The 19,773-nt window shown below is 59.5% G+C and carries 17 protein-coding genes; 9 read left to right on the top strand and 8 right to left on the bottom strand.

The genetic code is table 11. The annotated features are described in order from the left end of the window. Positions 1 to 11: 11 nt before the first annotated feature. The 3 genes from paaK to paaG are packed head-to-tail and all read right to left on the bottom strand — an operon-like array spanning position 12 to position 2,598. Entirely contained in the window at positions 12 to 1,322 is a 1,311-nt protein-coding gene (gene paaK, locus AC1DE4_RS06975; protein ID WP_025660532.1) for a phenylacetate--CoA ligase PaaK, read from the bottom strand. 35 nt (positions 1,323 to 1,357) lie between these two features. After that, complete coding sequence (gene paaI / locus AC1DE4_RS06970; protein ID WP_477880732.1) at positions 1,358 to 1,807, bottom strand: hydroxyphenylacetyl-CoA thioesterase PaaI; 450 nt, start codon at positions 1,805 to 1,807, stop codon at positions 1,358 to 1,360. Beyond that, positions 1,804 to 2,598, bottom strand: a complete 795-nt coding sequence (gene paaG, locus AC1DE4_RS06965) for a 2-(1,2-epoxy-1,2-dihydrophenyl)acetyl-CoA isomerase PaaG (RefSeq protein WP_477880730.1) — start codon at positions 2,596 to 2,598, stop codon at positions 1,804 to 1,806. The genes paaI and paaG overlap by 4 nt, the downstream gene beginning before the upstream one ends. 102 nt (positions 2,599 to 2,700) lie before the next feature. Between paaG and paaN the strand changes: the two genes are divergently transcribed. The 7 genes from paaN to AC1DE4_RS06930 all read left to right on the top strand — a co-directional run bounded on the left by paaN (position 2,701) and on the right by AC1DE4_RS06930 (position 10,952). Further along, positions 2,701 to 4,359, top strand: coding sequence for a phenylacetic acid degradation protein PaaN (gene paaN, locus AC1DE4_RS06960; protein ID WP_477880728.1), 1,659 nt, complete (start codon positions 2,701 to 2,703; stop codon positions 4,357 to 4,359). A gap of 41 nt (positions 4,360 to 4,400) precedes the next feature. Next, positions 4,401 to 5,555: an ABC transporter substrate-binding protein gene (locus tag AC1DE4_RS06955; RefSeq protein WP_477880726.1), complete on the top strand. Its 1,155-nt coding sequence runs from the start codon at positions 4,401 to 4,403 to the stop codon at positions 5,553 to 5,555. Between the two features lie 66 nt (positions 5,556 to 5,621). Further along, complete coding sequence (locus AC1DE4_RS06950) at positions 5,622 to 6,494, top strand: branched-chain amino acid ABC transporter permease (protein ID WP_018856760.1); 873 nt, start codon at positions 5,622 to 5,624, stop codon at positions 6,492 to 6,494. 2 nt (positions 6,495 to 6,496) lie between these two features. Further along, positions 6,497 to 7,453, top strand: coding sequence for a branched-chain amino acid ABC transporter permease (locus AC1DE4_RS06945; RefSeq protein WP_477880781.1), 957 nt, complete (start codon positions 6,497 to 6,499; stop codon positions 7,451 to 7,453). Beyond that, positions 7,450 to 8,235, top strand: a complete 786-nt coding sequence (locus AC1DE4_RS06940) for an ABC transporter ATP-binding protein (protein ID WP_477880724.1) — start codon at positions 7,450 to 7,452, stop codon at positions 8,233 to 8,235. Before AC1DE4_RS06945 ends, AC1DE4_RS06940 begins: the two co-directional genes overlap by 4 nt. Further along, a complete protein-coding gene (locus AC1DE4_RS06935) occupies positions 8,222 to 8,923 on the top strand; it encodes an ABC transporter ATP-binding protein (protein WP_169683635.1) in 702 nt (233 codons plus the stop codon). The genes AC1DE4_RS06940 and AC1DE4_RS06935 overlap by 14 nt, the downstream gene beginning before the upstream one ends. A 4-nt stretch (positions 8,924 to 8,927) precedes the next feature. Further along, positions 8,928 to 10,952: a 3-hydroxyacyl-CoA dehydrogenase NAD-binding domain-containing protein gene (locus AC1DE4_RS06930; RefSeq protein WP_477880722.1), complete on the top strand. Its 2,025-nt coding sequence runs from the start codon at positions 8,928 to 8,930 to the stop codon at positions 10,950 to 10,952. Between the two features lie 53 nt (positions 10,953 to 11,005). On the opposite strand, the gene AC1DE4_RS06925 is transcribed toward AC1DE4_RS06930, so the two are convergent. After that, entirely contained in the window at positions 11,006 to 11,752 is a 747-nt protein-coding gene (locus tag AC1DE4_RS06925; RefSeq protein WP_477880720.1) for a CpsD/CapB family tyrosine-protein kinase, read from the bottom strand. A gap of 124 nt (positions 11,753 to 11,876) precedes the next feature. Beyond that, positions 11,877 to 13,331, bottom strand: coding sequence for a GumC family protein (locus AC1DE4_RS06920; protein WP_477880718.1), 1,455 nt, complete (start codon positions 13,329 to 13,331; stop codon positions 11,877 to 11,879). A gap of 330 nt (positions 13,332 to 13,661) precedes the next feature. Here AC1DE4_RS06920 and AC1DE4_RS06915 point away from each other — a divergent pair, with 330 nt between their 5' ends. Continuing rightward, entirely contained in the window at positions 13,662 to 14,960 is a 1,299-nt protein-coding gene (locus AC1DE4_RS06915) for a polysaccharide biosynthesis/export family protein (RefSeq protein ID WP_477880716.1), read from the top strand. Positions 14,961 to 15,021: 61 nt separating this feature from the next. Beyond that, positions 15,022 to 16,527, top strand: coding sequence for an O-antigen translocase (locus tag AC1DE4_RS06910; RefSeq protein WP_477880714.1), 1,506 nt, complete (start codon positions 15,022 to 15,024; stop codon positions 16,525 to 16,527). Between the two features lie 371 nt (positions 16,528 to 16,898). Here the strand turns inward: AC1DE4_RS06910 and AC1DE4_RS06905 are convergent, their stop codons facing one another. The 3 genes from AC1DE4_RS06905 to AC1DE4_RS06895 all read right to left on the bottom strand — a co-directional run bounded on the left by AC1DE4_RS06905 (position 16,899) and on the right by AC1DE4_RS06895 (position 19,751). Further along, on the bottom strand, positions 16,899 to 17,531 hold the full coding sequence (locus AC1DE4_RS06905; RefSeq protein WP_477880712.1) for a hypothetical protein: 633 nt from the start codon (positions 17,529 to 17,531) through the stop codon (positions 16,899 to 16,901). A gap of 67 nt (positions 17,532 to 17,598) precedes the next feature. Next, positions 17,599 to 18,780, bottom strand: a complete 1,182-nt coding sequence (locus tag AC1DE4_RS06900) for a DegT/DnrJ/EryC1/StrS family aminotransferase (protein ID WP_477880710.1) — start codon at positions 18,778 to 18,780, stop codon at positions 17,599 to 17,601. Beyond that, complete coding sequence (locus tag AC1DE4_RS06895; protein WP_477880708.1) at positions 18,777 to 19,751, bottom strand: NAD-dependent epimerase/dehydratase family protein; 975 nt, start codon at positions 19,749 to 19,751, stop codon at positions 18,777 to 18,779. Before AC1DE4_RS06895 ends, AC1DE4_RS06900 begins: the two co-directional genes overlap by 4 nt. Positions 19,752 to 19,773 lie beyond the last annotated feature (22 nt).

Genomic DNA, 19,773 nt, shown 5'->3' with positions numbered 1-19,773 from the left:
AAGCAGTAGCCTTATTCCTTTGGCCTGTTGTCGACGACCCGCTTTGCCTTGCCCTCGGATCGTGCGACTCCACCAGGGTCGCGAATCTCGATCTTCGTGGTAACACCAACGACGCTCTTGATGTAGTGGGCAAGGGATTTTGCCGAGGAGGCGCGTGCAATTTCGTCCGCAGCCTCAGGCGTGCACTCGACATGAACCGTCATCTGATCCATGCGACCGGCGCGGCTGAGCTCGATCTGGAAGTGCGGAGCAAGCCCCTGACACTTCAGAATCTGCTCCTCGATCTGGGTCGGGAAGACGTTGACGCCGCGAAGGATCATCATGTCGTCGGAGCGGCCGGTAATCTTCTCAATACGCCGCATGGAGCGGGCCGTGCCGGGCAGCAGCCGTGTCAGGTCGCGCGTGCGGTAGCGGATGATCGGCAGGCCTTCCTTGGTCAAAGTCGTGAAGACGAGCTCGCCCATTTCGCCATCGGGAAGGACCTCGCCCGTCGCCGGGTCGATGATTTCAGGATAGAAATGGTCTTCCCAGATGTGCAGCCCGTCCTTGGTCTCGACGCACTCACTGGCAACGCCGGGACCCATGACTTCGGAGAGGCCATAGATATCGACCGCGTGCATGTCGAACGACTGCTCGATTTCCTGCCGCATCGCGTTCGTCCAGGGCTCGGCGCCGAAGATGCCGACCGCCAGCGAGCTCTCGCGCGGGTCGATGCCCTGTCTGTGGAACTCGTCGAGGATCGAAAGCATATAGGATGGCGTCACCATGATGATGCGCGGCCGGAAATCCTGTATCAACGTGACCTGACGTTCTGTCATGCCGCCCGACATCGGCACGACGGTACAGCCAAGCCGTTCGGCGCCGTAGTGGGCGCCAAGGCCACCCGTGAAGAGACCGTAGCCGTAGGCGACGTGGACCATGTCTCCAGGCCGGCCACCGGCAGCACGGATCGAGCGCGCCACCATATCTGCCCAGACGTCGATGTCCTTCTGCGTATAGCCGACGACCGTCGGCTTGCCTGTGGTGCCCGAAGATCCATGGATGCGCGTCAGCTTCTCGCGCGGCACGGCAAACATGCCAAAGGGATAGGTATCGCGAAGATCCTTCTTGGTCGTGAAGGGGAACTTTGCGAGATCAGCCAGCGACTTCAGATCCGAGGGATGGACGCCCGCTTCGTCGAAACGCGCACGGTAGAAGGGCGAATTCTCATAGGAATGGCTCAGTGACCACTTCATCCTGGCAAGCTGAAGTGCGGCGATCTCGTCACGCGATGCTGTTTCTATCGCGTCGAGGTCGCCAGGGCGGGGTGAAAGGTCTTCCATGTCTGTCTCTCCTCCGAGATGAATGACCGGCGGCTTTACGCCTCTTCCGGCAAAAGGGTGCCCTTGACGGTGCGCGAATGGCCACGGAACTCGGCAATGTGCTCGCCGTTCTGATTGGTCACGTTGATATCGTAGATGCCGCCACGCCCGCGCCGTGAAACCTCCCGCGCGGTTGCCGTCAAGCGGTCACCGGCAAAGGCCGGTGCGATGTAGGTAACCGAGCAATGCTGCGCGACGGCCCGCTGATTGTAGGTATTGCAGGCAAAGGCGAAGGCGGAATCGGCCAGCGTGAAGATGTATCCGCCGTGGCAGGTTCCATGGCCGTTGGTCATCTCCGGTTTTATGACCATCGAAATGACCGCCATGCCGGGTGCCACACGATCCATCGCCATGCCAAGGTGACGGGAGGCATTGTCGTCGCGCCACATGGCGTCTGCGCAGGCGTTCGCAAGCTCCTGGGCCGTGAGAATGATCCTGTCGGTCATTGTCCCTTGAACTCCGGCTTGCGCTTTTCCAGGAAGGCGGCGACGCCCTCGGCATAGTCGGCACTGCGTCCAGCTTCGCGCTGCAGATCACGTTCAAGCTCAAGCTGCTCATCGAGCGAATTGGTTGCCGCTGCCTGGATCGCGCGCTTGGTCATGCCGAGACCCTTTGTCGGTCCGGAAGCGAGTTTGGTGGCAAGGGTCCTGGCTTCATCGAGGAGTGCCGCATCGTCGACCGCCTTCCAGATCAGCCCCCAGCTTGCCGCCGTTTCCGCGTCGAGCGGCTCGGCGGTCAGTGCCAGCGCCTTGGCGCGCGCTTCGCCAAGCAGGCGCGGCAGGCTCCAGGTGCCGCCGGAATCGGGTACGAGGCCGATCTTGGCAAAGGCCTGAATGAAACGCGCCGAGCGCGCCGCCAGAGTGATATCGCATGCAAGCGCGATATTGGCGCCTGCACCCGCGGCAACGCCGTTGACGGCACAGACGACCGGCTTTTCCAGTGTCCTGATCAGCCGGATCAGCGGGTTGTAGAAAAGCTCGATCGTGCGTCCGAGGTCCGGGGCCGCCCCACCCTTGCGCGGATCGCGGTCGCCGAGGTCCTGCCCCGCGCAGAAGCCGCGACCGGCGCCGGTCAGAAGCACAGCCCGAACGGATGCATCGTGATGCGCACGTTCGAAGCCTGCCCTGAGCGCCAGGTGCATTTCTTCATTGAAGGCGTTGAGCTTGTCTGGACGGTTGAGCGTCAACGTAAGGACGCCATCGGCAAATGCCGATTGGACGGTGTCGGATTCGGACATGTTTCCTCCAGTTCCGCCAGGATCGGGCGGTTCATGAAAAAACTCTTGCATAAACCGACCGGCCGGTCAATTATAAATCCACAGCATGAGAGGAACATGTGAATGGATGCCCTTTTCGACCGCCACCAGCCAACCCTTGCCGCAGCCCTGAAGGCTGCGCAGGAACGCGGTTATTGGTCGGCCTATCCTGAAATCCCAAGCGGCAAGATCTATGGCGAAACCGCCAAGGACGATGGCCTGGCATCCTACAATGCCCGGCTCGACAAGCCTTTTGCCTTGCCTGGCCATCCCGAGACGGCGAAGTTCGGCGCGGAAGTTTCCCCATTCGGCCCGACGCTCGGCATCACCTATCCGGCTGCAGATGCAGACACGCTGATCGCCGCCTCGCAGGCTGCGGCACCCGCATGGGCGGATGCGGCGGTCAAGACCCGCATCGGCATCTGCCTCGAAGTTCTGGCCCGCCTCAATCGCATCAGCTTCGAAATCGCTAACGCCGTCATGCACACGACGGGACAGGCCTTTGCCATGGCATTCCAGGCTGGCGGACCGCATGCGCAGGACCGCGGCCTCGAAGCCGTTGCCTACGCCTTCGCAGAGATGACCCGCACGCCGGCTCAGGCCATCTGGACCAAACCGCAGGGCAAGGCCGAGCCGATCGTTCTGGAAAAACACTGGCGGATCGTGCCGCGCGGGATCTCGCTGGTGATCGGTTGCCAGACATTTCCGACCTGGAACAGCTATCCAGGCCTGTTTGCCAGCCTCGCGACCGGCAACACCGTCATCGTCAAGCCGCATCCGGGCGCAATCCTGCCATTGGCGATCACGGTTTCGGTCATTCGCCAGGCGCTTGCCGAAGAGGGATTTGACGCCAATATCGCACTTCTTGCGGCCGATGCGCCGGGCGCCGAAATCACCCGCGATCTCGTTTTGGACAATGCGGTGCAGCTCATCGACTACACCGGCTCGAACAGCTTCGGCGATTGGGTGCGCAAGCATGCCGGAGACGCTCAGGTCTACACCGAAGAGGCTGGTGTCAATTCGATTGTCGTCGCCGGCACCGATGACTTTGCCGGCATGTGCGCCAATATCGCCTTTTCTCTCTCGCTCTATAGCGGCCAGATGTGCACCGCCCCGCAGAACATCTTCGTTCCAAGGAGCGGCATTAAGACCGATGAGGGCCATAAGAGCTTCGACGACGTGGCAAAGGGAATTGCCGTTGCCATCGACGACCTTCTTGCCGATCCGGCACGGGCCGCAGGAGTCTGTGGCGCGATTGCCAATCCGGCTACTCTATCGCGCATTGAGACCGCCCGCAGCCTCGGAACCCTGGTCCGCGATTCTGCCTCGCTCACGACAGGCGATGCGCGCACGGCAACGCCCCTCGTCCTTGCCGTCGATGCCGACAAGACGGATGCGCATGAGGAAGAGCGCTTCGGTCCGATCGCCTTCATTGTCGCCGTTGCGGATGTTGCCGGGGGCATTGAAAAGGCATCAAGCCTCGCCCGTCGCAAGGGTGCGATCACCGCAGCACTTTATGACACCGACAACAGCCGCATCGACGCTGCTATCGACGCCTTCGCCAGGGCGGGCGTCAATCTCTCGATCAATCTGACCGGCGGCATCTTCGTCAATCAGAGTGCTGCGTTCAGTGATTTCCACGTCACGGGCGCCAACCCGGCCGGCAATGCCAGCCTGACAGACGCGGCCTTCGTGGCCAACCGCTTCCGCACCGTCATGTGGCGCCGTCCGAAGGCGGCGTGACGACTTTGACCTAACCTTTGTTCTCTTGGGAGGAGACTGACATGAAATTTGCGATGACCACCGCGCTCGCGGGTACGCTTGCGCTTGCGCTTGGGCTTGGCTTTGCCGGGGAAGCCCTTGCCGACATCCGCATCGGAGCGACTGTCTCGGAAACAGGACCCGCCTCGTTCCTTGGCGACCCTGAAGCCAAGACGCTGAAGCTCTTGGTCGACGAGATCAATGCGGCCGGCGGCGTTCTCGGTGAGAAGCTCGAGCTCGTCATCTACGACGATGGCGGCGATCCGAACAAGGCACGCACCTTCGCAACGCGTCTGGTCGAGGACGACGAAGTCACCGCGGTCATTGGCGGCACCACCACCGGCACCTCGATGGCAATCATCCCGGTTGCCGAAGATGCCGAGATCCCCTTCATTTCGCTTGCTGGCGCCATCGAAATCGTCGACCCGGTAAAGCCCTATACCTTCAAGACGCCGCATACCGATCGTATGGCCTGCGCAAAGATCTTCGACGACATGAAGAAGAAGGGCTTCACGAAGATCGGCATGATCTCCGGGTCCGACGGCTTCGGCGCCTCCATGCACAAGCAGTGCCTGGCCATCGTTGGCGACTATGGCATTGAGGTCGTTGCAGACGAAACCTATGGGCCGAGCGATGCGGACATGACCCCGCAGCTCACCAACATCAAGAACACGTCAGGCGTGCAGGCAATCCTCAACCCGGGCTTCGGCCAGGGTCCGGCAATTGTCACCCGCAACTACGCACAGCTCGCCGTCGGTCTGCCGCTTTATCAGTCGCATGGTGTCGCCTCCAACGGCTTCATCGATCTGGCTGGCGCGAGTGCGGCCGAAGGCATTCGCCTGCCGGGTACCGCCCTGCTGGTGGCCGACCTCCTGCCGGAAAACGATCCGCAGCGCGCGGTCGTTGCCGCCTACAAGAAGAGCTTCGAAACAGCGACGGGCAAGCCGGTATCGACCTTCGGTGGCTATGCGCATGACGCGCTGCGCATCCTCGTCGACGCGATCAACCGTGCGGGCAAAGCCGATCCCGCAGCCATTCGCGAAGCCATTGAGCAGACGAAGGGCCTCGTCGGAACGACCGGAACCGTCACCATGACTGCCGACGATCACCTCGGCCTCGATCTCACGGCCTTCCGCATGCTGGAGATCCGTGACGGTAGCTGGAAGATCGTCGACTAAGTGCTGAACCGTGCTTTCGGGAGCGTGTGACGCTCCCGATCAGGCGCGGTGCAAAGGGAGGCAGCAATGGCCGAGTTCATGCAATTTCTGCTGTCCGGGGTGACGGTCGGTGCGGTCTACGCACTGGTGGCCCTCGGCTTCACCATCATCTACAACGCATCCGATGTCGTGAACTTCGCCCAGGGCGAATTCGTCATGCTCGGCGGCATGATCACCGTCTTTTCCTATCAGGCGGGCATTCCACTGCCGCTGGCGGCGATCCTTGCCATCCTCGTGACGGCAGCGATCGGGGTCGCGCTCAACAAGCTTGCCATCGAGCCCGCGCGCGGTGCCCCCGTGGTGTCCCTGATCATCATCACGATTGGCGCCTCGATCTTCATCCGCGGCCTGACGCAGATCGCCTTCGACAAGCAATTGCATCGCTTCCCCGCCTTTTCGGGTGATACGCCGATCGCAATCGGCGGCGCGACGATCCTGCCGCAGAGCCTGTGGGTCGTTGCCGGCGCGCTCATGGTCTTCATTGGCCTCTGGCTGTTCTTCACCAAGACGCTGACCGGCCGCGCGGTGCTGGCGACAGCCAATAACCGCATCGCCGCGCAACTGGTCGGCATCAACACGCGCTACATCATGACGCTGAGCTTCGCGCTTTCGGCCGCGATCGGCGCCTTGGCAGGTGTGCTCGTCACGCCGATCACCCTGACCAGCTACGATGTCGGCATCTCGCTGGCACTCAAGGGCTTTGCCGCCGCCATGCTGGGCGGCATGGGCAACCCCAAGGGAGCACTCGTCGGCGGCCTGCTTCTCGGCGTCCTCGAGGCAATGACCGCCGGCTACATAAGCTCACAATACAAGGACGCGGCTGCCTTCATCGTGATCCTTGCCGTCCTCTTCGCCATGCCGCAGGGCATCTTCGGCCGCAAAGTCACGGATCGGGTATGACGATGAAGCTCTCCTCGAAAACCACCACGCTGCTTGTGCTGACGCTCGTCGTCGTCGCCCTGCCATTCCTGTTTCCCTCCTCCTACTATTTCCGCGTCGGCTCGCTGATCTTCGTCAACGGACTTGCGGTGACGGGTCTTGTCATCCTCACCGGATATGCCGGCCAGATCAGCCTCGGCCATGCCGGCTTCGTCGGGATCGGCGGCTACAGCTGTGCGCTTGCGCCTCTTCACATCGGTCTGCATCCAGCCCTCGCCGTCATCCTTGGCGCCGTGCTCTCCGCGCTTGTTGCCTGGCTGGTCGGACGGCCTATCCTGCGGCTGAAGGGATACTACCTGGCCGTCGCAAGTCTCGGACTTGGAGCCCTGGTTGCCATGGTGCTTGCCAATGAAGCGGGATTGACCGGTGGTCCTGACGGCATTGCCGTTGCCGACCTCGGATTGCGGCCGCTCCTGAAGTCACTCGGTCTCGACATGTCGAACCCGGTCTTCTGGTATGCCTTTACCGGTTTCATCATGCTGATCGGCGCCTGGCTCGCACTCAACCTCTTTCACAGCCCGACCGGGCGTGCGCTGCGCGCCCTTCATGGCTCGGAGGTCGCTGCCCGCACCGTCGGCGTCGATGTCGCCAAATACAAGCTGAGGGCCTTCGTGATCTCCGCAGTCTACGCGTCGGTTGCCGGTTCCCTGCTGGCGCTGCAGAACAAGTTCATCACCCCGGATGTTGCCGGCTACATGCATTCGATCGAGTTGGTCACCATGGCGGTTCTCGGTGGTGCGGGGTCTGTCGTCGGGGCGATCCTCGGGGCCGCCATCCTGACGACGCTGCCTCAGGTCCTGACCGTCTTTCAGGAATATGAGCAGCTCGTGCTCGGCCTCATCATGATGCTCGTGATGATCTTCATGCGCGACGGCCTGCTTCCGAGCCTTGCGCGCCTGATCAGAGGGAGGGGAGAATGAGCCTGCTTCAAGTCGAAGGCCTCGGGATCGACTTTGGCGGCCTGCGTGCCGTCAATGATGTGAGCTTTTCCCTGAAGGCGGGCGAAATCGTCTCGGTGATCGGACCGAACGGCGCCGGCAAGACGACCCTCTTCAACATGATTTCGGGCGTCTACCTGCCTTGCCGCGGACGAATCCTGCTCGCAGGGGAGGATGTCACTGGCCTCGGGCCGCATCTTCTCGCCGAACGCGGTCTCTCCCGCACGTTCCAGAACCTGCAGATATTCCAGACGATGACGGTGCTGGAGAATGTCACCGTCGGTCATCATCTGCACGAACGGGGATCAATTCTCGCCGATCTCCTCGGGCTCCCGGGCTCGCGCCTGAGAAGCCAGGCCTCGGAAGCCGGAGCCCGCGAACTGCTTAAGCGTGTTGGCCTTGCCCAGGCAGCCGAGAGAACCGCGGGCTCCCTGTCCTACGGAGCGCTGAAACGGCTGGAGATCGCCCGCGCGCTTGCCTTGCAACCACGCGTGCTGCTTCTCGACGAGCCGGCGGCCGGTTGCAACGCCGTGGAAACGGATGAGATCGATCACCTGATCGCCGAGGTCGCGGCTGAGGGCGTTTCCATTCTGCTTGTGGAGCACGACATGAAGATGGTGATGCGCATTTCGAACCATATCGTGGTGCTCGATCACGGCGAGAAGATTGCAGAAGGAGAACCGGCAGCGGTCGCCCGCAACCCGCGGGTCATCGAAGCCTATCTTGGCGCGCAAGCGGTGGAGGCGGCTGATGTTGACGGTTGAAGGATTGCGCTCTCGCTATGGCCGCATCGAGGTCCTGCACGGCATTGATCTTGAGGTCGGCTCCGGCGAAATCGTCACTGTTGTGGGTGCGAACGGCGCTGGCAAGACGACGCTTCTGCGTTGCCTTTCCGGCATACAGCCGGTGTCGTCAGGTTCCATTGTGTTTCGCGGCGAGAGCCTGAACAGTGTTCCAGCCTATCGCCGCCCGGCGCGCGGCCTCGCGCAATCGCCCGAGGGACGGCAGATCTTCACGAATCTCTCCGTCGAGGAAAATCTGCGCCTCGGCGCCTTCCTTTTCTCCGACGACAAGGTCGAACGGGACATGGAGGAGGCATTCGTCATGTTCCCGGTGCTGCGCGAAAAACGCAATCTGGCGGCCGGGGGCCTGTCCGGCGGTCAGCAGCAGATGCTTGCGATTGCGCGTGCCCTGATGGCCCGCCCCTCCTGCCTGCTGCTCGACGAGCCAAGCATGGGACTGGCGCCGATCCTCGTCGCCCAGATCTTCGAGGTGGTGAAGGGCCTGCGTGCGCTCAACGTCACTGTGCTGCTCGTCGAACAGAACGCCTTTGGCGCACTGTCGATTGCCGACCGCGGCTATGTGATGGAGACCGGCCGTATTACAATGTCGGGACCAGCTCAGGACCTGATTGCCGACGAACGAATTCGCGAAGCCTATCTGGGAATTTGACATTATGACCGTAACCATCGAACGCAACGGCGACATTGCCGTCGTCACCATCGACAACCCGCCCGTGAACGCCTTGTCGCAGGCAGTACGGCAGGACCTGTGGAATGCGGCCGAGACGCTGGACGCCGACCCTTCGGTACGCGCAGTGGTGCTGATCTGCGACGGACGGACGTTCATTGCCGGCGCCGATGTCAACGAATTCGGCAAGCCGCCGATGCCCCCTCACCTTCCCGACCTCGTCGCTCGTATCGAGACGGCAGCCAAGCCTTGGGTTGCTGCGATTCATGGCAGCGCGCTCGGTGGCGGCTTCGAAGTGGCGCTCGGCTGCCGCTTTCGCATAGCCGTGCCGTCGGCAAGCGTCGGGTTGCCCGAAGTCCGCCTCGGCATTGTTCCGGGTGCCGGGGGTACCGTGCGTCTGCCACGGCTGATCGGACCGGCGCTTGCAACCGAGATGATTACGACAGGTACGCCCGTGGCAGCGCCGAAGGCGCGGTCTCAGGGGCTGATCGATGCCATTGTCGAGGGTGATCTGGAAAAGGGGGCGGTCGACTTTGCCCGTTCTGCCGTGGATCAGTCCCTGCCACTTCCACTGCGCCAGCGCGGCGTGCCGGCCGTCGACGCGACGTTCTGGGAAACGACCTCAAAGGCGGTCGCCACCCGCGCCAGGCGCGAGGACGCACCGCTTCGTGCGCTCGCCTGCGTGAGGAAGGCGGCGGAGGCCGATTTCGACACTGCGATGGCATTCGAGCGGCAGACATTTCTCGAATTGCGCGGCTCACCCCAGGCTGCAGCCTTGCGCCACGTCTTCTTCGCAGAACGGGCAGCGCCCAGGCCACCTGAACTTTCAGGGGTCGAGCCCCGAAAGATCCGTTCTGCCGCCGTCATCGGCGGCGGCACGATGGGCGCAGGTATTGCGGCCGCCCTTCGCGATGCGGGTCTGCCGGTGACGCTGGTGGAGCGCGACGAGGCTGCCATTGAACGCGGCCTTTCCAACCTGCGTTCGATCTTCGAAGGCTCGCTCAAGCGCGGCAAGATCAGTCCAGACGTTGCGGCCGAGCGCCTGGGTGGCGTAACAGGCACGACTGACTACAGCCAGCTTTCTGCAACCGACCTGGTCATCGAAGCAGTGTTTGAGGATCTCGACGTGAAGCGCGAGGTCTTCAGCAGGCTTTCGACGGTTTGTCGCGCCGATGCGGTGCTTGCCACGAATACGTCCTACCTCGATCCCGAGCAGATCGCGGCAGGCATCAGGCACCCGGAGCGCTTCCTCGGGTTGCACTTCTTCAGTCCGGCACATGTCATGAAGCTGCTGGAGATCGTACCGACCGCTCATACCGCGCCCGCAACCCTTGCAACGGGCTTTGCACTTGCCCGGATACTGAACAAGATTCCTGTGCGCGCCGGCATCTGCGATGGCTTTATCGGCAACCGGATCCTGAAAGTTACGCGCGCGCAGGCCGAACGGCTGTTGCTGGCGGGTGCGACACCACAGGCGGTCGATGCAGCGATGCGCAGCTTCGGGCTGCCCATGGGCCCCTTCGAGGCCCAGGACCTCGGCGGCCTTGATATTGCCGCTTTCCAACGCAAGGCGGCGCGTGCCCGCGGCGAGACGCCCTTCGCGCCGATCGCCGAACGGCTTTGTGCTCTGGAACGCTTTGGCCAGAAAAGCGGTGGCGGCTGGTACGACTACGCGAAGGGCGATCGCACGCCCAGACACTCGGAAATCGTCGCCGACATTATTGCCGGGGAAGCCCGGGAAACGCCGCAGAGAGCGTGGGATGAAGCCAGCATCATCGACTGCATCGTCCTGCCGATGGTCAACGAGGCCACAAAGATCCTCGACGAGAAGGTGGCGTTAAGAGCTGAGGACATCGACCTTGTGGAAATCCATGGATATGGCTTTCCGCGCTGGCGCGGTGGTCTGATGCATTATGCTGAAGGGCGGGGAACCGATGAAATTGCCTCAAGGCTCAACGAGCTTGCAGCAAACGGACTGGCCGAGCCGCCTTTCAAATTACAGGGCGGTTGAGGCGAGGCGGTCTCCAGCAACGAGATGAGGCGGGACTATCCAGAACCTCTTTGCTAATAGCCATACTGTTCGTGACTATACTGGCTCTTGTTCAGGACGACGCCTAGGACGTTCGTTTTCTCGCGCAGGGTCTGCTCGCAAATGTCCACCTCACTGATCGTGCTTTGATCTGAAGCGGCAACGAGGATGACACCGTCGACATTCGGCAGGAACGCAAGCACATCATCGGTCGACAGCATAGGTGGCAAATCATACAGAACCACGTCTGGTTCAATTTCCTGGCGCATGTCTTGTATTGAGTGGGCTGCCACGGCGCTTTGAAGAAGCTCCGCCGGAAACTGGACCGGCTGTCGATTTGGCGCAAGTGCCAGGTTGTCGCCGTATCGGAAGAACGTCTCGCGTAGGCCGGCATCGCCCTTCAGAAAGCTCTCGATCGAGCCTGGATTTTTGATGGCAAGGGACTTGCCTATCTGCGGCCGCCGCAAATCAAGATCGACGAGGACAGTTCGACAATCACTTTGATTGGCGAGGCTGAATGCAAGGTTGAGCGCAATGCACGTCTTGCCGCACGCCGGTGTGGCAGACGTGATGGCGACCGAAGTCCAGTTATTCTCCCTGAGGAGACGGAGCAGTTTCGTCCGCATCATGTCAAAGGCGGCGTGAGCCGGCGACGACCGGTTCAAAGTGATAATGCGATTGTTGGCCGCTGCATCGTGATCGATGACAAGCGGGGGAAGCCCTGCCCACGCTCCTCTCACAATCTCCAGCGGTTCCGGCAATGCCGGACTGCGATCGCCCATCTCGACAATCCCTCTGCTACGTGACGATCTGCCAACAAATTCCATTACAAATCCTCAATCACTGCGACGCCTGACGCTATTCGAGTACACTTCATTAGCCAACGGTTCGAAGACAGCACGTCCTTCACCGGTAGCTCAGCATGCGCTTGACGCTATTGAGCCTCCTTTTTAATGGGGGCGTTCGTTGCTCATAGGGGGTATCGATGAATGGGATCACCGCTAGCGGTTGCGCCTGGAGCATCTGGATCAATTCGGCGGGGCGGCGGATCGTTTTGTTCAGTATTTCAAGCAAGACAATAATAGCGAAACTCAAGGCAAGGCCCGCAAGGACGCCTCCGATGACGATAAGACGACGCTTCGATCGCAACGGCTGTTGCGGTTCTGTAGCCCCTTCCAATAGGGAGAACCGACCACCGTCTGACCGGGCCTCCATTTGCTGACCCAGCGAGGCTTCCGCACGTTTGGCGATCGCGGTGTTGTACTGGGTTTGCGTGTTCGAGAGCGTTCGTTCAAGGGCGTTCAACCGGATGTCGGTTGCCGGTGTGGCGCTTATCGATTGCGTGAGAGAAGCAATCTTCTCGGTTATCTGCTCGCGTTCCTTTTCGATCGCATCTATTCGCCTGTCCACATCGGACAGTTGAAGATCGAGGCCGGACTGCGCCTTAGTCTCAGTACCTTCTTGTTTCTTGGGAACCACCTTTCCCCGCAGTGCGGCAATGCGTCCCCGCAATGCGACGATGTTGGGGCTTGTCTCGGAGAAGACCGTGAGCTGATCGGCGAGGGCCTTGTTGAGATCGAGGAGCATTTGTTGCTCTGCAGTCAGCGGTTCTCCCGTTGGATACTTACCGGTCACCATATATGTCTCAACCAGAAGGCTCCGTCTTGTCCGCAGGTCCGATTCCTCACGCTCAAGCGATATGAGGCGCTCTTGAAGAGTGCTCTGCTGGGTGCGACGAAACTCCAGGCTTTCTGGTAGCGTGTCCCTGTTTTCGTTCTTGAATTTCACGAGGTTCGCTTCGATACGAGCGAGGTCGCCATCCAGTCTCTTCACCTCGTCATCAAAAAACTCCAGCGTATTTCCCGCCCTGTCTGTTCTTTGCTTCTGATTGCTGTTCAGGATCGATGTCGCAAGCTCATTGGCGACCTGCGCCGCGAGGGCCGCAGACTTGGCTTCGAACCCGATTGCGAATACCGATGCACCATCGCCGCCGCTCAACTCCGTTTCCTCAAATATGATGCGGGACCGCATGTTCTTCACAAGATTCTCGGCCGTCGGCTGTTCCTTCTCACCGGCATAGATGTTGAGCTTGGCTGCGAGCCTGACAAGATTATCCCGCGTCGTAAGCTGCTGCTGGATTATCTGCAGCTGGCCAACGGAACTGGTCTGGACGGTGGACCGGACGAGGTTGACGGGGATCTGCGGCGCTTCGACCAGGATCTTTGCTGAAGACTGATAAATTCGCGGCTGGAGTATCGCAACGATAAGCGCAAGGATCGTGGTCGTCGTTACACAAAGCAGTATATACGGCAATCTCCGTCGAAGAATTGAAATGTAAAACGGGAAGTCAATTTCACCCATTGCCAACATATCCGAACTTGAAAACCAGAGCGGGGCATTACCATGTATTATCCCATCAGACTTGAGAGGCGCGGTAGTTGATCGATAGTGGGTACAGCGGCCGGGCGCTCTAGTCCATTTGGGTAACATACATCGTTTCGTGAGATCATCCTTTGTGAATTTCAAAACGTCGATCATTTTAATCGATACAAGGACTAACTAAAATTGATTACTTACCGCATATTGCTCCTCGTAGCGTAGGATGAAAGAATAAATTCATCGGCGCTCCACACTGCGCTGCAGAACTCCTGATTGAACTTGAGATGTCATGAAATCTTGTTGGAGCGTTACATGATGTTGCACACAGGTTTCGGCCGGTTTCCGCGGACTTTTCCACGGCTTGTTGCAACTGCGAGTGCTTCGTTGATTGCCCTGAATGTCAGTGCAGCCCTCGCCTCCCCGATTTTCCCCAATACGAAGATCCGGCTGACCCTTGTCCAGTGGATGCCAACGAAGGGAAGCTACGAGCAATGGGCTGCCGTCGGAGGAGACTATACGGTCTCGGACCAGGGGACGATCATTGTCCCACTGCTTGGCGCGATCTCCGTTGAAAACAAGGACGAAGCTGCCCTGGCATCTACCATCGCCAAGGAGTTGAAGGCAAAGATCGGACTGGTCGATGAACCGGCTGCTAGCGTCGAGATCGTGAAATATCCACCGATCTATGTCGTGGGCGACGTTAAGAATCCTGGCGAATATGAATTCCGTTCTGGCATGACAGTTCTACAAGCCTTGGCGCTGGGCGGCGGCCAGATGCGATCTCAGGATGCGACCGAAAGTCCAGAAGCGGTGATCAAATTGGTCGGCGATGCAAAGGAGATCGATGACTCGATAATGCGCACTGCAGCAAAGATTGAGCGCCTGGAATCAGAAATGGCCGGGCAAACAACGTTCCAATCCAAGCAAGAACAGCACGATGCCGCTGCGGTTGCCGTCCACCGCCAGGAAGAGGCCATATTCTCGGCGCGGGCAAACGAGCTTTCAAGGCAGACGAAATCATTGACTGCGCTTCGCGATCTACTCTCAAGCGAGATCGGCGTGCTCGAGGAGAAGATGAAGAGTACGGACGCAAACATAAACTCAGCACAACAGCAGCTCAACAGCACCATTGCTCTTGTTGATCGCGGCGCGCTTGTTGCAACACGACAAGCAGAAGCCGAGCGCACGATGAGAGGCTACCAGAACGAGCGCCTTGATCTTACCGTCCTGATAATGCGGGCCCGTCAAAGCATCAGCCAAACAACCCGCGATCTTGAAGGGCTTGCGGACAAAAGACAGACAGAAATTGCTTCTGCGCTGCAGACGGAGCGCGCGCTCATGAGCAGTTTGCAGGTCAAGAAGGCCACAGTCCAGAAAGTGCTCATGGAAAGCCTTTCATCGGACACCTCGTTAAGTCCTGCCGGGAAACCAAAGCTTGAGTATACGGTCGTCCACAATAGTGGTGGGAAGAGCACCGAGACGCCCGCTTCCGAGACCACGTCACTGAGGCCAGGAGACGTGTTGAAGGTCACTCTTATCGCAGCGCCTCGATCGTCTGGGTCACTATCACCTGATGCCTCAGAACCAATAACACGCGACGTCGGCCAATGACCTCGGTGTCCATCACGTCGAAGCAACCTCAATGAAGACTGGTTCTCCAGGTCCGACCCCCATGTCATTGCCCAGCGGGGGTGGTGGCAAGAGTTACAACCAGATTATCAAGTCCACCGTGCTGATCGGCGGATCGTCTGTCATCAATGTGGCGTTCTCCATCGCCCGAAACAAAGCTATGGCGGTGCTTCTCGGACCCGAAGGCATCGGCATGATGGCGCTCTACAACTCAATCGCAGATATAGCTCAGACCGTCGCGGGTCTTGGCATCAATGCCAGTGGCGTTCGTCAGATAGCAGCTGTCAGTTCACAAGACACCAAACGGATATCAGAGGTTGTCGCTGTGCTGCGCCGCGTTTCCATCGTCCTGGGCTTGGTTGGAGCCGCGCTGCTGTTTCTATTTTCCGGCCCTGTGGCTGAGTTGACCTTCGGAGATCACCAGCATCGCTTTAATGTAATGATCCTGTCACTTGCGGTATTCTTCCAGGTTGCAGCGGCCGGAAGAGGAGCGCTGATACAGGGAATGCGAGACATTTCCAGTCTTGCATGGATGAGCGTGCTCGGAGGGCTATTCAGTTTGGCCATCGGAGTACCAATCATTTATTTCCTGGGCGCGCGTGGGATCACGATCGCCCTCGCGGCGGCGGCCTTCGCAAGTTTCGTAACCTCGTGGTGGTTCAGCCGCAGGATCGATATCGAAGGCGTGGCGCTTTCCGCGCGACGCGCACTGCAGGAAACGACCGCGCTTTTCAAGCTTGGCATAGTATTCATGGCGAGTGGCTTTCTAACGATGGGAAGCGCCTACGCCATTCGCCTCATCGTCTCGTCGGAAAGCGGGCTGCATGCGGCCGGCCTTTATCAGGCAGCATGGTCCCTCGGAGGGCTTTATGCCGGCTTCATCTTGCAGGCGATGGGCACCGACTTCTATCCGCGCCTCACAGCCGTTGCCGAGGACAATGCAGAAAGCAACCGATTGGTCAACGAACAGACAGAAGTGAGTATCCTGCTGGCAGGCCCTGGTCTGATCGCTACACTTACTTTGGCCCCCGCAGTCATGGCGCTTTTTTATTCCTCGGAGTTTCAGGGGGCCGTTGAAGTCTTGCGCTGGATCTGCCTTGGAATGATGCTGCGAATCGTCGCCTGGCCGATTGGATTCATCGTGCTTGCCAAGGGAGCCAAGTCGATCTTCTTCTGGTCAGAAGTCGCCGCAACCGTCGTTCATGTCGGTTTGGCCTGGCTGTGTGTGCCTAAATTCGGCGCCGCTGGGGCAGGCTTTGCGTTCTTCGGTCTCTACGTTTGGCATAGCATCCTGATATATTGCGTTGCGCGACGCTTCACCAATTTCCGCTGGTCGTTGGCTAATCGCAAACTGATCATCGGCTATCTTCCGATATCGGGATTGGTGTTTGGCGCCTTCCACTTTTTACCGCTCTGGCAAGCAACCGGTCTCGGGCTGGCAATGACGATGGTGGTCGGCCTCTACTCACTGAGGACCCTTGCCGGGTTGCTTCCAGCGCAAGCGTTTCCGCGACTGATCCGGCCGCTCCTGAATATACGGGGCATTTGAAAACGTCCGGACGTCTATAGCAACCTCCGGGTTGGCAGGAAGCCCTTCGCGACGACGAGGCGATGTCAAATCGAACGGCTTTTCAATACACAATACCTCAATTGCGAAGCGCCGGTCATTTTCGTCCTGCTGGCATTGCAGGATTCGCGCCTCTCGGCCTTTCCCGTTCCGTCGCCTTCACGGCCGACGATAGCGATGTCAATCAGCCTAACAGCCTAACACTCATTTTCTTCCATTGAAGGAGGACGAAAGGCTTACACATGCCGCCAATTGGTTCGGGAGAACTCCCGCCAACTCTCCGGTTCTCGCTGAAGGTCTTGCTGATCATACCTTAGGGAGACAGATCGCATCCGTGGCGGGCACCCGAATTCCTAACTCGCCACATGGTCGCCCATTTGATGAAAGGCTTTTGCTCTTCGCCACTCGCTAGCGAGCAGTACAATCGAGATCCCAGCCATCTCCAGTATCCAGTACCATTTTAGGCCCAAGAAACGGCTTCTAAAGAAGGTGTCGAGATGGTGAAAAGATGCCGCGCGAATTAACACGTACCCGAGCACAAACGTCGAGCCAACTGATGCAATCCACGTCTGAACGGGGGATTTCCTGATCCAGTAGATGAAGGCCGGAACAATGGCCACGCACGCTGCGGCAACACTAATGACGAAATAAATCTGAACAGCCTGGCGTCGTTCGTACCAGCCCTCCGAGTACGCGACCATACGGCCAAGCTCTGTCATGCCAGATTGGAGGTCCAGCTGCTTGTTTATCCCTAGAATGAAAAAGAACACCGAGATAAAGCGCCAAATACGGGCATCGGATTTGTCGTTCAAATTTTGCCGTCGGACGCACCCCGCAGTCATCCAACAGCTGATGCTGGCAAGTAAGTACAGTGCAACTGTAACCCACCCCGCAATTGTGGGGTCGCCAATGCCGGGGTGCCAACTGAACTCATAATTGCTTGTCACTTCCGCCCCCAAAGTTTGCGCTTGAAGCCCAGTATTCACGGGTTTTCGTCGTCCGCCCAAGTGCAATGCAGTCTGACCGCTGCTGAAGGGACGCTCCGGGTGGAAATTAACCGACCTGCCCGATTGCCAATTCGGAGGCGGAAACGCACGCCTGCACCGAGTTAACGACGGCGGTCAAATCGCTCTCGGTCATCTGTGCAAAAAGCGGAAGAATGATCGAGTGTTGTTGCGCCAAGATACTTTGGCACAGCCCCGTTGCGACGCGATGCGAGCCCTGTTCGGCATAGGCGTCCTCGAGATGGATGTTCATGATCCCCCGCCTCGTCGAGACGCCTTGATCAAGCAGGTCTTGCATGATGCCGTGCTGGTCAAGATGTTGTGATAGCCGCAGACAGAAACTCTGCCAGTTGCTGCGGGCCCACGGCGGCTCGATCGGTGGCGTGACTTCGTTTGTTGAGGAGAGCGCTTCGGCATAGCGGCTCGCAATCTCACGCCGCCGCGCGATGATTGCCGGCAGTCGCTTCAGCTGCTCACGCCCAACCGCCGCCTGCATGTCTGTCATGCGATAATTATAACCCAACTCGGGATAGGATTCGAAAATGACCTGCTTCGAGCCGTGGCGTACTGCATCCGTCACACTCATGCCGTGTTGCCGCCACAAGCGGAACTTTCGATCGTATTCCGGGTTGGCCGTTGTCAGCATACCGCCGTCGCCGGTCGTCACCACCTTGCGCGGGTGAAAGGAGAAGCAGGCGATATCGCCATGAGGCTTGCCGATCTTTTCCCATCGACCCTTCCAGAGAATTTCACTGCCTGTTGCGCAAGCGGCATCCTCGATCACCGGGATGGAATGGCGGGCGGCGATCGCAACGACGCGGCGCAGGTCGCAGGGCATTCCAAGCTGATGGACGCAAATGATGGCCTTCGTTCGGGGCGTGACGGCCGCTTCGATCAGGTCGGGATCGATGTTGTAGCCATCTTTCTCGATATCGACGAAAACAGGCACGGCCCCACAGTAGCGGATCGCATTTGCGGTTGCGATGAACGTGTGGCTAACCGTGATGACTTCATCGCCAGCTTCTACGCCGACCGCCTTCAAGGCGAGGTGGAGCGCAGTCGTGCAATTGGATACGGCACATGCGTGCTTGGCACCGACAAAATCGGCGAACTCTTCCTCGAACGCAGCCACCTCTGGGCCTTGGGTGACCCAGCCGGACAGAATGACGCGACGAACCGCCTCGACCTCCTGCTCGTCGAGAACAGGCTTGGCAACCGGGATCTGGCTCATGCTGCCTCTCCTGCATTCAGGCGCTTTTCCTGGCGCCACCACTCTACGAGATCACGCAGGCCTTCTTCCATTGTCACCTTTGCGCTGAAGCCTAGAAGCTTCTCTGCCTTGGCTGTCGAGGCAAGACGGCGCGGCACAGCGTTGACTTTACGGGCCGGGCCGAATTGCGGTTCCAGCGAAGAGCCCATGACCTTGGTCAGGAGGGCCGCAAGTTCGCGGAGGCTCGTCTCGCTACCGCTTGCGACGTTGAAAACCTCATCGGTGACATCGGATTCTGCTGCAAGCAGGTTGGCCCGTGCGATGTCGTGCACATGCACGAAATCCATCGTTTGCGTGCCATCGCCGAGAATGATCGGCGGCAGGCCGCTGGCAATGCGCTCCATCCAGCGGATAAGGACTTCAGTGTAGGCGCCATAGACATCCATGCGTGGACCGTAGACGTTGAAGTAGCGAAGCGCGACGTAACGCAGGCCGTACATCTCCGCAAAGCTGCGCAACAGGCCTTCGTTAAAGGCTTTGGCAGCACCGTAAATGGTCCGATTGTTGTAAGGGTGATGTTCCTCGGTGGTCGGGAACGTATCGGCCAGCCCCAGGACCGAGGCGGAGGACGCAGCCACAACTTTGGAAACCCCAGCCTGCACGGCCGCTTCGAGAACGTCGAACGTTCCGCCTGCCAGAACATCAAAGGCAAGCCGTGGCTCCTCGGCGCATTGCGTGATGCGAATGGCGGCCTGGTGGAAGACGACGTCGATGCCTTGACTGACGTCCTTGAGAAGTGCGCGATCCCTGATGTCTCCCTCGACAATCGTGACCGGAGCCCGATCGATGGCGTCAACAAGGTTGTCACGCCTGCCTCGGACGAAATTGTCCAGGACCACGATTTCCTCGGGGTCCTCGCGAGCGACGAGATCGGCAATATGCGAGCCGATGAGACCGGCGCCACCGGTGATCAAGATCCGCTTGTTCTTCATACTCTAACACTCCGAATTTGGT

It is taken from the genome of Rhizobium sp. 10N414, assembly GCF_056394785.1.
Note: the sequence above shows the minus strand (reverse complement) of the source record. Positions and strands in the feature narration are given on the sequence as shown.